This is a genomic window from Polyangium spumosum (genome assembly GCF_009649845.1).
In the GTDB taxonomy this organism is placed as follows: Bacteria; Myxococcota_A; Polyangia; order Polyangiales; family Polyangiaceae; genus Polyangium; species Polyangium spumosum.
Genome location: NZ_WJIE01000003.1, coordinates 817,449 through 830,142, shown reverse-complemented (window position 1 = coordinate 830,142; position 12,694 = coordinate 817,449). Strand labels below are relative to the sequence as shown.

The 12,694-nt window shown below is 69.6% G+C and carries 14 protein-coding genes; 6 read left to right on the top strand and 8 right to left on the bottom strand.

Annotated features, from left to right (window positions below; genetic code table 11):
• The first annotated feature begins 34 nt into the window (after positions 1 to 34).
• Positions 35 to 412, top strand: a complete 378-nt coding sequence (locus GF068_RS13445) for a hypothetical protein (protein WP_153819731.1) — start codon at positions 35 to 37, stop codon at positions 410 to 412.
• Here GF068_RS13445 and coaD read toward each other — a convergent pair.
• The 4 genes from coaD to GF068_RS13425 are packed head-to-tail and all read right to left on the bottom strand — an operon-like array spanning position 409 to position 4,113.
• Positions 409 to 897: a pantetheine-phosphate adenylyltransferase gene (gene coaD / locus GF068_RS13440; RefSeq protein WP_153819730.1), complete on the bottom strand. Its 489-nt coding sequence runs from the start codon at positions 895 to 897 to the stop codon at positions 409 to 411. The genes GF068_RS13445 and coaD overlap by 4 nt on opposite strands.
• Before the next feature lie 3 nt (positions 898 to 900).
• Positions 901 to 2,334: a tetratricopeptide repeat protein gene (locus GF068_RS13435; RefSeq protein WP_153819729.1), complete on the bottom strand. Its 1,434-nt coding sequence runs from the start codon at positions 2,332 to 2,334 to the stop codon at positions 901 to 903.
• A 25-nt stretch (positions 2,335 to 2,359) separates the two neighbouring features.
• Positions 2,360 to 3,247: a 3'-5' exonuclease gene (locus tag GF068_RS13430; RefSeq protein ID WP_153819728.1), complete on the bottom strand. Its 888-nt coding sequence runs from the start codon at positions 3,245 to 3,247 to the stop codon at positions 2,360 to 2,362.
• Positions 3,247 to 4,113: an SDR family oxidoreductase gene (locus tag GF068_RS13425; RefSeq protein WP_153819727.1), complete on the bottom strand. Its 867-nt coding sequence runs from the start codon at positions 4,111 to 4,113 to the stop codon at positions 3,247 to 3,249. Before GF068_RS13425 ends, GF068_RS13430 begins: the two co-directional genes overlap by 1 nt.
• Positions 4,114 to 4,223: 110 nt before the next feature.
• On the opposite strand from GF068_RS13425, the gene GF068_RS13420 reads away from it, so the two are divergent.
• Complete coding sequence (locus tag GF068_RS13420; protein WP_338046371.1) at positions 4,224 to 4,952, top strand: HNH endonuclease; 729 nt, start codon at positions 4,224 to 4,226, stop codon at positions 4,950 to 4,952.
• Positions 4,953 to 4,961: 9 nt separating this feature from the next.
• On the opposite strand, the gene GF068_RS13415 is transcribed toward GF068_RS13420, so the two are convergent.
• A complete protein-coding gene (locus GF068_RS13415) occupies positions 4,962 to 5,432 on the bottom strand; it encodes a hypothetical protein (RefSeq protein ID WP_153819726.1) in 471 nt (156 codons plus the stop codon).
• Positions 5,429 to 5,890 carry a hypothetical protein gene (locus GF068_RS13410; RefSeq protein ID WP_153819725.1) on the bottom strand — a complete coding sequence of 154 codons (462 nt, stop codon included), beginning with the start codon at positions 5,888 to 5,890 and terminating at the stop codon, positions 5,429 to 5,431. Before GF068_RS13410 ends, GF068_RS13415 begins: the two co-directional genes overlap by 4 nt.
• Before the next feature lie 75 nt (positions 5,891 to 5,965).
• Here GF068_RS13410 and GF068_RS13405 point away from each other — a divergent pair, with 75 nt between their 5' ends.
• Together GF068_RS13405 and GF068_RS13400 are read left to right on the top strand one after the other, a co-directional pair.
• Complete coding sequence (locus GF068_RS13405) at positions 5,966 to 6,607, top strand: AgmX/PglI C-terminal domain-containing protein (protein ID WP_170319461.1); 642 nt, start codon at positions 5,966 to 5,968, stop codon at positions 6,605 to 6,607.
• A 15-nt stretch (positions 6,608 to 6,622) separates the two neighbouring features.
• Positions 6,623 to 8,227, top strand: a complete 1,605-nt coding sequence (locus GF068_RS13400; RefSeq protein ID WP_153819723.1) for a hypothetical protein — start codon at positions 6,623 to 6,625, stop codon at positions 8,225 to 8,227.
• On the opposite strand, the gene GF068_RS13395 is transcribed toward GF068_RS13400, so the two are convergent.
• Positions 8,224 to 9,480 (bottom strand): MFS transporter, encoded by a 1,257-nt coding sequence (locus GF068_RS13395; protein WP_153819722.1) that lies wholly within the window; start codon positions 9,478 to 9,480, stop codon positions 8,224 to 8,226. The two genes, GF068_RS13400 and GF068_RS13395, sit on opposite strands and share 4 nt — an antisense overlap.
• 219 nt (positions 9,481 to 9,699) lie before the next feature.
• Entirely contained in the window at positions 9,700 to 10,077 is a 378-nt protein-coding gene (locus tag GF068_RS13390; RefSeq protein WP_206079466.1) for a hypothetical protein, read from the bottom strand.
• A gap of 382 nt (positions 10,078 to 10,459) precedes the next feature.
• On the opposite strand from GF068_RS13390, the gene GF068_RS13385 reads away from it, so the two are divergent.
• Together GF068_RS13385 and GF068_RS13380 are read left to right on the top strand one after the other, a co-directional pair.
• Positions 10,460 to 11,284: an OmpA family protein gene (locus GF068_RS13385; protein WP_153819721.1), complete on the top strand. Its 825-nt coding sequence runs from the start codon at positions 10,460 to 10,462 to the stop codon at positions 11,282 to 11,284.
• 37 nt (positions 11,285 to 11,321) lie between these two features.
• Positions 11,322 to 12,272, top strand: coding sequence for a Ppx/GppA phosphatase family protein (locus GF068_RS13380; protein ID WP_153819720.1), 951 nt, complete (start codon positions 11,322 to 11,324; stop codon positions 12,270 to 12,272).
• The last annotated feature ends 422 nt before the right edge of the window (positions 12,273 to 12,694 follow it).

Here is a 12,694-nt window from a genome sequence, read left to right as displayed (position 1 = left end):
ATCCAGGCCGGAAGGTCCGGGCTACGCTTCGACCATGCGTTCGCGCGCCACGCTCCAGGACGCCCGCTTCGAGCAGACCGATCCGCGGCGCATCGTCGAGTACCACGACCCGGAGGAGTTCGACCGCATCGGCTTCGCCCTGCGCGCGCTCGACGTGCTGCGGCCGAAGCGGCTCCGGATCGCCCTCTACCAGGCCGTCTCGACCATGCAGGTGGAGGCGGTCGAGGACGTGTCCAGGAAGGGCTACCGCGTCGCGAGCGTGGGCATCCCGCCGCACGCGAGCCGCGAGCACATCGCCTACGCGCTCGCCGAGCTCGCCGGGGTCGCGTCGGTGCCGTACGTGGTGCGAACGTTGCTCACCCTCACCCCCGCCCCTCTCCCGTCCCGGGAGAGGGGTGAGGAGGGGAGCTAGCCGCGGCCGAATTTTTTCTCGAGCGCCTTGCTCACCGCGGGCGGCGCGTAATGGCTCACGTCGCCGCCGTGGCTCGCGATTTCACGCACGAGCGAGGCCGACACGAAGCCGTAATTCGTGCGCGTCGGCAGGAAGACCGTGTCGATGTGCGGCGCCATGTCGGCGTTCGCGTGCGCGATCTGCAGCTCGTACTCGAAATCGGTCGCGGCCCGCAGGCCCCTCACGATCACGCGCGCGCCAGCCTTCTCGCAATACTGGTAGAGCAGGCCCTCGAACGAGTCGACCGTGAGGTTCGGGATGCCCTTCGTCACCTCGGCGAGCAGCGCGAGGCGCTCGTCGAAGGTGAAGAGAGGGTTTCGCGTCGGGTGGCGGCCGACCGCGATGATCACGCGGTCGAAGAGCTTCGCCGCGCGCTCCATCAAGTCGAGGTGGCCGAGCGTCGGCGGATCGAAGCTACCAGCGTAGACGGCGATCGGGCTCGGCATGGCTCAGCGCTCCGGGGCCTTCTTCGGCGGCGTGTTGCCCGCGGGAGCTCCTCCACCCGGCGGCGCGAGCCCAGGCCCGCCGAGCCCCGGCTGCGGGCCGAAGGGCGACATCGGATCCGGCATGCCAGGCATCGGATCCGCGGGGAGGCCGTCGCCGCTCGAGCCCTGGGACATGATGCGCTGGAGCATCGCCGTCGTGTCCTCGAGCCACATGTGCCGGCCCTGATCGCCAAACGTCACGCGGAACGGCGCGAGCAGGCCCGTGCCGAGCACGCCGTCGATGTCGAGCGAGATCTGCTTCTCGATCTGCGCGACCGGCGTGCCGAACACGCCGGGCACCTTGGGAACGTCGAAGGCGCCGAGGCGCACCATCGGGACCACGCCCTCGCGCAGCTTGCCCTCCGGATCCTCGGCCACGATCTTGAGGTCCTTCGTCAACGAGCCGGCCTTCTTCCAGCCGCCCTCGTCGAGCGCGAGCGGGAAGGTCATCGACGTGTCGAGCAGCAAGCTCACGGGCTCGCCGCGCTCGCCGCCGAACCGGCCACGCAGGATCATGCCGCCGCCGCGGATGTACGAGAGGTCGACGCGTGTCGCGTCGGGCGGCGGAGGCGGCGAGAAGGTGCGCGCCACGAACTGGTGGCCCTCGTAGTCGATCGTCGCGTGCAGGTGGCGGAGCAGGTTCACGCCGAGCAGCGCCTTGATCGGCGCGCCCATCTGCTTCGTGAGGCCCGAGAGGTCCTGCGTGAGCGCAGGGACGTCGTGCACCTCGAGCTTCTTGCCGAAGCGGAGCGAGATCCAGCTCGGCTCGGGGCGCGTCGCGCTGTCGAGCACGACCTCGGCGTTGCCGGTGGAGATCATCGCGAGCGCGCTCTCGCCGTCGATCTCGACGGGCACCACGAAGAAGGGCGCGAGGGGGCTGACGTGCGGCAGCTCGACCGCCGCGAGCAACGCGCCCGAGAGCGCGAAGGGCGTGCGACCCTGGCCGCGACGCGCGAGCTTCGTGATCCCCTTGGCCCACTCGTCGACGACGTCGGGGTCGTTCAGCATCGCGTCGAGCTGATCGGCGGCGGCCTCGAGGTCGCCGTTGTACCAGAGCGCGCGGCCCCGCAGGCCCGCGACCTCCGAGCCCTTGAGGCCCTTCAGCAGGCGGAGCGTCTCGGCGTAATCGAGCTGCGCGAGCGCGATGCGGGCCGCGAGCTTGCGGACCTCGGGGTCGTCGGGGACGATCGCGAGCGCGCGCTTGACGGAGTCACGCGCCTCGTTGATGTCGGCGACGTTGAAGTCCTGCTGCGCGCGCTGGAACCACTTCTCGGCCGTCGCGGGGCGCGCGTTCTGCAGCGTGCCCGCCGAGGGGCAACCCGCGAGCAGCAGCGCGAGGGCTGCCGCGCCGAGGAGGGAGAAGCGGCTCAGGGGCCTTTCGGGATCTCGTCGAGACATACTGCTTCGCACGGACGTTTCGCTTCTACTTTCCCGCTTCGCCGCTGCCCGGGGGAGCCTCGATCAAAAGGATCCGATCGGCCCGCAGCTCCCGGCGGCTGCGCGAGGGAAGCAGATAGCCGAGAACCCGCGGAGGGTCGAGGTCCGTTCGTACGCCCGTCACGCAGAACTCGAGGTCTTCGGGGCCGCGATGGGCAGGGCGGTAACGCAGACGCACGGGCCGCCCGATCTCGGCCGCAGCGACGGCCGCCGCCACGATGGCCGGGCGCGCGTGCCGCTGCCCGATGCGGACGTGCCAGAGGTCCCGCGGCGTGTTTGGCGCGAGCACCTCGCGTATCTTCTTCCAGATCTCGCGCAGCACGTGCACGTCGTCCTCGGCCCGGTGAGCGCGGGACTGCGCGACGCCGAGCGAGGCGCAGAGGGATCCGAGCGCGTGCGTCGGCAGCGCGAAGGCGCGACGCGACAGGATGAGGGTATCGAGGAAAAACGGGAACCGCTCGGGCCTCTTCACCCGCGAGAGCTCGGCCTCGAGGAACGTCACGTCCCACGAGGCCGCGTGCGCGACGAGGATGCCACCGTCACACACGGCGAGCAGCTCGTCGGTGATCTCGGCGAACGTCGGCGCGTGCGCGAGGTCCTCGGGCTGGATGCCGTGGACGTGGGCGTTGCCGAAGGCGCCGTCGTCGGGGCGCACGAGCGTCGTGAGCGAGGCCTCGACGCGGTCGCCGCGGACGCGCTCGGCGCAGAGCTCGATCACGCGATCGGACGCGGGCCGCAGCCCCGTCATCTCGAGGTCCAGAAAGACGAGCGGCGCCTCGTCGATGGGGTCGTCCCACGGCGAACCCGGCGGCGGCCCGGCGGCGTCCGCGGGGTGCTTCTGTCGCTCGATCTCGGCCTTGCGCCGCTTCGACATCAGCCGCTCGTCTTGGGCTTTGCGCCGGCGCCGCGCATCATCGTGATGAGGGGCTTGATGGTGTCGGGTTCCATCATGGCGATCTGGTTGAACGTGCCGCCTTCGGAAAGCCAGGCGCCGCCGTCGATCGTGATCACGTCGCCCGTGATGTACGCCGAATAGTCGCTCACCAGGAATGCCGCGAGGTTCGCGAGCTCCTCGTGTTCGCCGAAGCGGCCGAGCGGGATCTTGCTCTTGCCGAAGCCCTCCATGCCTTCCGGCACGAGCGCCTTCCACGCGCCCTCCGTGGGGAAGGGGCCGGGCGCGACGCCGTTCACGCGGATCTTGTATTTCGCCCACTCGACGGCGAGCGAGCGCGTCATCGCCATCACGCCCGCCTTCGCCGACGCGCTCGGGATCACGAAGCCCGAGCCCGTCCAGGCGTACGTGGCCAGCATGTTCAGGATCACGCCGCCCTTGCCGGCCGCGATCATGCGCCTGCCCGCGGCGAGCGTCGCGTGGAAGGTGCCGTTCAGCACGATGGAGACGATCGCGTTGAACCCGTTGGGGCTCAAATCTTCCGTGGGGCAGAGGAAGTTGCCGGCGGCGTTGTTGATGAGGACGTCGATCGAGCCGAACGCGCGCTCGGCCTCGGCGACCATGGCCTCGACCTCGGGGAAGTGCCGCACGTCGCAGCGCACCGCGAGGGCCTTTGCGCCGCGCTCGCGGATCTTCTCGCATGCGGGTTCGATGTGCCCGGGGTCGCGGCTCGTGAGCACGAGGTTCGCGCCGAGGTCGGCGAGCTTCAGCGCCATGGACAGCCCGAGGCCCGTGCCGCCGCCGGTCACGATCGCGGTCCTGCCTTGCAAGCATCGCTCTTTGAACATGCGGAGGCTGTAAGCGATGGAGAGCCCGGGGCAAAGACCCGCGGTCGTCCGCTCACTTTTTTTCGCGCGGGGGGCCGCCAGGCCGGGCCATTTGTTGCTACATTCTGCCCGTGCCAAGGACTGAGCTCTCCAAGCGATTGGGGGACTCGCTCATCACGAGCCCCGCGGATGAGGGGGACGCCGACGTGGCGTCCGGGCTCGACGAGCTCGACGGCTCGTTCGAGATCGACGACGACCTCGCCCACGCGAGCTTGCACGTCCGGAGCCGAGATCCCCTGACGTTACCGGTCCTCGCGCTGAACCGGCATTTCCATCCCGTACAGGTCACGACCGCGCGCCGCGCATTCCTGCTGCTCTTCGGCGGCGCGGCGCACGCCCTCGACGAGGCGGGCGACGTCCACGATTTCCTCTCCTGGCGCCGCTTGCCCGTTCGCGACTCCGACGACGGCCTTCCCATCGTGGGCGGCTCGCTGCGCGTGCCTCGTGTCCTGCACCTGCGCCGCTACGAGCGCGTGCGTCGCCCGACGGTGCGCCTCTCGCGCCGCAACGTGATGCTGCGCGACGCGCACCAGTGTCAGTACTGCTCGAAGCGTCCGCCGGTGCGTGACCTCAACATCGACCACGTCGTTCCGCGATCCCGCGGCGGCGTCGACTCGTGGGAGAACCTCGTCACCGCGTGTCGGCCCTGCAACCTGCGCAAGGGCCGGCGCACGCCCGAGGAGGCCAGCATGCGCCTCCTGCGCGCGCCCACGGCGCCACGCTGGTCGGCCTCGATGCTCCTCCTGCTCGGCAGGCCGCAGCCGTTCAAGGAGTGGGAGCCGTTCCTCAAATCCGCTTGAGCTCGCGGCTCAAAGCTCGTGGCGCGGGCGCACTTCGAGCGAGAGCGTGAGCTCGAAGCGCTCGCGTGAGTCGGTCGTCGGGAACCGGAGCGCCGCCACGATGCGTTCGAAGCACGCGCGCGCGTCGTCGGTGCCGTAGGTCGTCGCGGGCAACGAGGCGACGTCGAGCGTCGCGCCGTCCTCCTCGATGCCGAGCTTCAGCGCGATCACGCCCGTCGACGCGTCGGGGTCGAGGCAGGTGAAGAAGGCGGGCTCGGCGTCACGCAGCACGGCGCGCACCGCCTCCGCGTCGATCGCCGCCTCCGAGCGCACCGAGCCCACCTCGACGATCATGTTCGGGGTCGGCGCGCGCGCGACGTTCGCCGCGGCTTCGGCGGTGACCTCGACCGTCGCGCGTTCATCCGGGCAGCCCACGAGCGCCATCGCCATCGCGAAAAGCGCCGCGGCTCCCAGGTCTCGATGCAGACCTCGTCGCCTCACTGGGTCAGTACCAGCGCCCCTTCTTCATTGCAGTATGCCACGAGGTTCCAGCCATCTACCGTGCAAATGAAAAAATCGATGCAATCGGTGAGGCAAACGGTTTCGAAGCACTGCTCGGCCGCGACCGCGGGGCAGTCCGGGTTCTGCAGGTCCGGCATGCAGCCCGTGGCCTCGCCGGTACGGTCGATGACAGGTTTGGCGCAACCATCCGGCGAGGCGCCGGCGTCGGGCTCCTGTCCGCCGCCGGGGCAGGGCTCGACGAGGCGCCAGGCGCCGTCCACGCAATCGTAGAGGGCCACGCAGGTGAGGTCGTCGCACGTCCCGCCGCGGCCGACGGGGCAACCCTGGGCGGGGATCTCACCGCAGGGACGAACGTCGAAGCCGTCGCCACACGCGGCTGGCAGGGCAAATGCGAGCGGGAGCACGAGAAGCGCCAGCCTGGCGGGGAGCCTACGCATGGCCGAAGGATGGCCCGGCGCGCGCCGCGAGGCGAGGTCGCGCACGTCGAGAGTGGATCGAGTAGGATGGCCGTCATGCGAGCCTGCGCGACAGCCTCCTTCTTCGCGACGTTGAGCCTCACCTTCGCGGCGCTGTTCTCGGCGTGCGCGAGCGGATCACCCCCGGAGGCGAGCGCCCCCGAAGCCTCGACGGACAAGCCGGCGAGCGGCGCAGAGGCCGCGCCGAAGGACGAGAAGGCCGCGGCGCCGACGGGTGATCAAGGCGCGGTCGCCGCGGCCCAGGCGCCTCCGTCCGCGCCGCGCAAGGCGCCGGAGAAGGCCTCCGACTGCAAGGACATGCTCGCCGAGCTCACGAACGAGCCGCCGGCGAGCGGCGTCGTGATGAACAACGCGCAGACCGCGGGCGACGCGGGCGCGAGTGATCGCTTCCAGCCGATGAGCGACCTCGTGAAGTCGAAGCGCGACGCGTTCCGCTGCTGCTTCGATCTCTGGGCGAAGGACAACCCGGGGCAGAAGGTGAAGATCTCCTTCACGTTCGAGCTCGCGCCGGACGGTCGGCTCAAGGAAGCGAAGGTCAAGCCCGAGAAGAGCGACGCCACGGCGCCCGAGATCGAGAGCTGCATGCAGGACGTCGCCAAGGGCTTGACGTACCCGCCGTCGCCGAGCGGCAAGGACACGATCTTCACGTACCCCTTCGAGTTCAAGGCGCGCCGCTAGGCGCCGGACCACCCTTTGACGAGCGATTCGAACCCTCCCACGCGCGGCCAGGGCCTGGGCGGCGCGCGCAACGCCTACGCCGAGCTCCTGCGTGACTCGCGCGGGCTGCGCCGCGAGCAACGCGAGGCGCGCGACGCCTGGTTCTCGAAGCTCGCCGAGAAGCAGAAGGACGAGATCCTCTTCGAGCTGGAGATCCTGCTGAAGGGGCTCGCTTGTTTCGCGAACCCGCGCAACCACCCGGGCTCGGGTCGCAAGCAGATGATCGTCAGCCACGACTTCCGCGAGCAGCTCGCGCACGCGAAGGAGGGCATGGCGCGCGTCGTCCAGCTCGCGCGCACGATGCTCGGCGAGAAGGACCGCGCGTTCGTGTTCCAGCGTTACCTCGAGACCGTCCTGCCCGAGGACAACTCGCGCACGCGGCTCGTCTACGCGACGATGGCGCAGGAGTCGCCCGAGGCAGCGCTGTTCCTCTTGCGGCAGGCGTTCACGAACCTGATCGAGACGGGCACGGCGATGTTGCGCCTGCCGAAGGTGAGCTACCGCGTCTTCTACGCGCACCTCTCGATCACGATGCGCGAGATCACGCAGAGCGCGTTCTTCAACCCGCTCTCGGCGCTCGAGTTCCGGCCCGAGTTCGATCGCATCGCCTCGCCGTCGGTGCTCGAGCTGATGCAGAACGTGGCGGGGGAGCACCCGCACAGGCTCGTGGCGCTCACGTTCCTGTCGCTCTTTCGCATGCTCAGGTACCTGCGCCTGCTCGACGCGATCGCGCTCGATCACACCGACCGTCGCGTGGCAGGGCGCGCGTACCTCGTGCTCGCGGTGCTGCGCAGCGACGGGCGCGCGCTCTCGAACTACCTGCGCAGGCGATCGGGCGAGCTGCTCGCGGAGGGCCTCGGCCGCGAGATCGCGCGCGTCGGCGCGGCGGACATCGCGGCGCGACACGACAGCCTCGTGGCGGAGGGGCAGAGGCTCGGGGCGATCAAGGACGCGCTCTTGACGGTGTCGGCGAGCCTGCGCGTCGAGCTGCGGAGGACCTTCGAGCACGAGCTGCCGCCCGCGGACGCGAAGCTCTCGGAGGCGGAGCTGCGCGCGAAGATCCAGAGCGCGACCGCGCTCCTGCGGCCGGCGATCGAGCTCTGCGTGCTCTTCCTCGGGCGCGCGCTCGGCGCGACGCTGGAGGAGGGTCGCGTCTTCGAGGACATCGGCGTGCGGCGCGCGACGATCGCGCGCGTGCGGCAGAACGTGTGGATGTTCGCGCAGATCACGCGCGCGTTCACGAGCAAGCTCAGGCACGCGGATCCGGCGAGTGATCGATGGAGCGTGCCCGAGAGCTTCGGCTTCGTGCGTGACTTCCTCGGCTACTTCCGCGCGATGGGCTATCCGCTCGTGGTGCTCGGCGATTATCCACGCGCGCGCGAGCTCATCGCGACGCTCGCGGCGCTGCGCGACACCGATCTGCTCGACCCCGCGCGCCTCGGCGTGGCCGCGCGCGAGTGCGAGGCGTTCTACGATTTCTCGATCCAGCTCTTCGAGCGCATGTCGCAGCGCGAGCTCGCGGGCGTGCCCTTCGACAGGCCCGCGGCGGCGCGATCGCTCCGGCTCTACCTCGGCGATTAGTTGGTGGTCAAAGCGTCGTCGGTCCGGCGCGCGCCGACGAACCAGAACGCGGCGGACAGCGCGAGCGCGATCGGCAAGACGAGCATGCCCCAGAAGAGGCCCGTGCCCGACGTGCACTGCGCCTTCACGTCGCCGAACGCGTCGCTCACCGCGCCGACGATCGGCGGCGAGATCAGGTCGCCGAGCAGGTGGATGAGGAAGATCGACAGCGCCATCGCGCTCGCGCGTCGCTCCTCGGGCACGCTCTTCAGGATGGCGAGGTTCGTCGGCGCGACGCTGGCGAACACCGCGAGCTCGCAGAGCCCGAGCAGCACGAGGAAGCTCGTCGAGGACGGCGCGAGGATCGCGAAGACCGCGAGCGGCGTGGCCACCGCGGAGGAGATCGCGCAGACCCAGAGCGCCGCGCGCACGCGATCCGATCCGGGGACGCGCTCCGCGACGAGGCTGCCCACGGCCGTGCCGACGAGGCCCGTCAGCACCGTGAGCTTGCCGAACGCGCCGTCGGCGACGTGCAGATCGAGGCAGAGCCTGCGGTAGAGGAACGGCACGGCCCACTGCACGAAGCCGCCGAGCGCGAACGTCTGCGCGATGTAGCCGGCGACGGTGAGCACGTACGCGCGGTTCTGCGCGAGCGCGCGTGTGTCTTCGGCGAAGCTCGTGATGACGCCGCGCTCGTCCTTCTTCTTCGCGAGCGTTCGCTCCGGCTCGCGCAAGAGCAGCGCGACGAGCGCGAGCAGCACGCCGGGCCCACCTGCGATGTAGAAGGCGTTGCGCCAGCCGTAGTGCTGTTCGAGCAGGCCGCCGAGGATGAAGCCGAGCGCGGAGCCTGCGGGGATCGCCACGTAGAAGATGCCGAGCCAGCGGTTCTTCTTCGCGATGGGCGCGACGTCGTCGATGATCGTGGGGCTCAGGGTCGCGTAGCTCGCCTCGCCCACGCCGACGACGACGCGCGCGGCGAGCAGCGACGCGAGCGCGCCTGCGAGGCCGGAGGCCGCGGTCGCTGCGGACCAGACGAGGACGCCGGCGGCGATGAGCGCCTTTCGGGGGAACCTGTCGCCGAGCCACCCGAAGACGGGGCTCGTGACGAAGTAGCCGAGCATGAAGGCGCTCGTGACGAGGCCGAGCCCCTTGTCGGAGAGCCCGAGGTGTTCCTGGATGCGTGGTCCTACGGCCGTGACGACGAAGCGATCGACGTAGTTCAGGAGGTTCAGGGCCGTGAGCAGCGCGAGGATCGCGCGCGGGCTCTTGATCACGGGACGAGACTACGGAAAGAGGCGCACAAAAACACGAATGGACGTACGGTCTGTTCCGACGTCCATCCGGTCGAGGCTCTTCGATGTCCTGTCCGACGGATCCGAGCCTGTTCGGGGCACATCATGTCTCGAGTTTCTCGAGGCCCCGACTCCCGCGAGGCGGACGCGACGTCCGCCTCCGAGAGGACTGCGAAGAGCGTTGTGAAACGGCTGGCTGGCCTATTCCTCGTCGTCGCTCTGCGCGACGGGCGCCGGAGCGGGCGCGGACTTCGGAGCGGGAGCCTTGGCGGCGCGAGCCTTCCGTGGCGCGGCCGACTTCTTGGCCGGGGCGCGCTTCGTGGCCTTCTTCGCCGTGCGCTTCGTCGTGGCGGCGGCGCGCTTCTTCGCGGGGGCGCGCTTGGCGGCCGTCTTCGCTGCCTTCTTGGCGGGGGCGCGCTTGGCGGCCGTCTTCTTGGCGGCCGTCTTCTTGGCGGCCGTCTTCTTGGCGGCCGTCTTCTTGGCGGGCTTCTTGGCGGCCTTCGTGGCCTTCGTGGCCTTCGTGGCGGCCTTCGTGGTCGCCTTCTTCGCGGGCTTCTTCGCAGTCTTCTTCGCAGCCATCTGACCCTCCTGATTGGCCGCCTCGCTCTCGCTCTCGCCTATTTGCCTGAGTCGCGAGCCCCGAGACAACAGATGTTGCACGACGTATATTGCCACGCATGGTGACGGTCAAGGAAATTCTTGCAAGGCCTGCTCTGATGTACCCCTTCGGTTGAAGGGAGATCGCTCTGCAAGCATTGCGAGGGCGGAACGAAGGAACAGATGAGGTGTAGTGTCCCTCGCGGTTCCAAGCGCCTACAACCTCGCCTTTCGTCGCCGAATGTCGCCTATTGACATCACGTAAAGAACGTGCTTCGGGGCTCCGGGAGCATGTCCCCCCTTGTGCGGCGTGGGGGACCTCGGCTACCGTCCGGGCGTCCGTCAAGCGTCCAGGAGGGACAGGATGTCGATGCGTCGCACGACCTCGTGGCTCCTGCTCGGTTCCGCGCTCCTCGCCTTCACGGGCGCTGCGGGGTGCGGCTACTCCGAGGAGGAGATGCAGGCCAAAGTTCGTGAAATCGAGGCCTTGAAGGGCCAGCTCGCCGATCAGGAGAGGCAAAACAAGAAGGCTCGCGGCGAGCTCGACGATGCAAAGGCGCAGGTCGAGCAGCTCAGGCAGCAGCTCAAGAACGCCGGCGTCGATATCTCGAAGCTCAACGCGAACCTCGAGGAGCAGTCGAAGGCCCTCGAGGAGTACCGCCGTCGCGCCGAGCAGCTCGAGCAGATCAAGAAGCGCTTCGAGATGCTGCGCGAGAAGCTCCAGGCCCTCACGAAGCTCGGCCTCAACGTGACCGTGCGCAACAACCGCATGGTCATCCAGCTCCCGGGCGACGTGCTCTTCGATCCGGGCAAGGAGACGTTGAAGAAGGACGGGCAGGACATCCTGCTCAAGGTCGCCGAGGTCGTGCGCAACGACGCGGCCCTCTCGCAGCGCTCGTTCCAGGTCGCGGGTCACACGGACTCGGACAAGCTCGCGGGTGGCCGCTTCAAGGACAACTGGGGCCTCAGCGTGATGCGCGCCCGTGAGGTGCTCGCGTACCTCATCGAGACGACCGAGAAGGGCGGCGGCGGCCTGAGCCCGGCGCGCTGGAGCGCCGCCGGTTACGGCGACACCGACCCGGTGAAGCCGAACGACACGCCCGAGAACAAGCTGGCGAACCGCCGCTGCGAGCTCGTCGTGCTCCCGAACGTCGAGGAGATGCTCGACCTCAAGACGCTCGCGAACTGAGCGACCCCCCCGTTTGTCCTCCCATCCTTCGAGCTCCATGCGATTCGCCGCGATCGACATCGGCACGAACTCCGTCCTTTTGCTGATCGCCGAGCCGCGGGGAGGCGAGCTCGTGCCGATCCTCGAGCGCGCGACGATCACGCGGCTCGGTCAGGGGGTCGACGCGACGCGCGCGCTCGCCCCGGAGGCCGTGACGCGCACGCTCGACTGCCTCGCGGCGTACGGCGAGGCGATGCGCGCGGCCGGCGTCTCGCGTGTCGCGGCCGTCGGCACGAGCGCGATGCGCGACGCGCGCGGCGGCGACGCGTTCCGCGCGGAGGCGAAGGCGCGTCTCGGCGTCGAGCCGCGTGTCGTCTCCGGGCGCGAGGAGGCCGAGCTCACCTTCGAGGGCGCGCTCTCGGGGCTCGGCCTCTCGGGGCCGGTCACGGTCTTCGACGTCGGGGGCGGCAGCACGGAGATCGTGACGGGCGACGCGGCCTCGGGGCTCGCCCGCGCGACGAGCCTCGACATCGGCAGCGTGCGGCTGACCGAGCGGCACGTGAAGAGCGACCCGCCGACCGCCGCGGAGCTCGAAGCGGTGAGGGCGGACGTGCGGGCTGCGCTCTCGAGCGCGGGCTTTCCGCCGAGCGGCGCGCTCGTCGGCGTGGCGGGCACGGTGACGACGCTCGCGGCCTATGCGCGAGACGTGTTCCCGTACGACGCCTCGCGTGTCCATGGCGCGCGTATGTCGCGCGACGAGGTCGTCTCGGCGGTGGGCTCGCTCGCGGCCATGCGGCTCGAGGCGCGGCGGGGTCTACGAACGGTCAAGCCGGAGCGTGCGGACGTGATCGTCGCCGGGGGCGTGATCGTCGAGGAGGTGCTCGCGTGGGCCGCCGAGGCGCGGCCTTTGGGCACGCCCGGCGTGGATTCCAGCGTCGAGCTCGTGGTCTCGGATCGGGGCGTGCGCTGGGGGCTCGCTCGTCGGCTCGCGGAGGGGCGCGAGGTGTAGCGGCGAGGGCTCGCTCTGCCGTTCATACATACGCGTGTCCGTTGCCGTTTCACCGGACCGTTGCCATATCTGTATGGAGCCACGCCGGAACTGCCAATTCGGTTGACAGATCCCGGCGTTCTCACTAGAGTGCGCGCGCCTGGCGCAAACTAACCCCTCATCGAGGCTTCGAGATCTCGAGGCGTGAGGGGACTTCTCTCAACAACCCCGAAACCCCTTCCACCGTCAGCTCCCCCGCGGTGTCTTCGATGGTGACCGAACCAGCAGCGCTCTGCGATCTCCCGCATCCCCCAGGCCCTTATAGTGGTCTTCGCGGCGGCGCTTCGCTCTTCGGAATGAGACACCAGATCCAACGGTTCCTGGCCGACCTCGAGCGATCGTTTCGCTCGGCCCAGCGGGGACAAGGGATCGAAGCGGCGGGG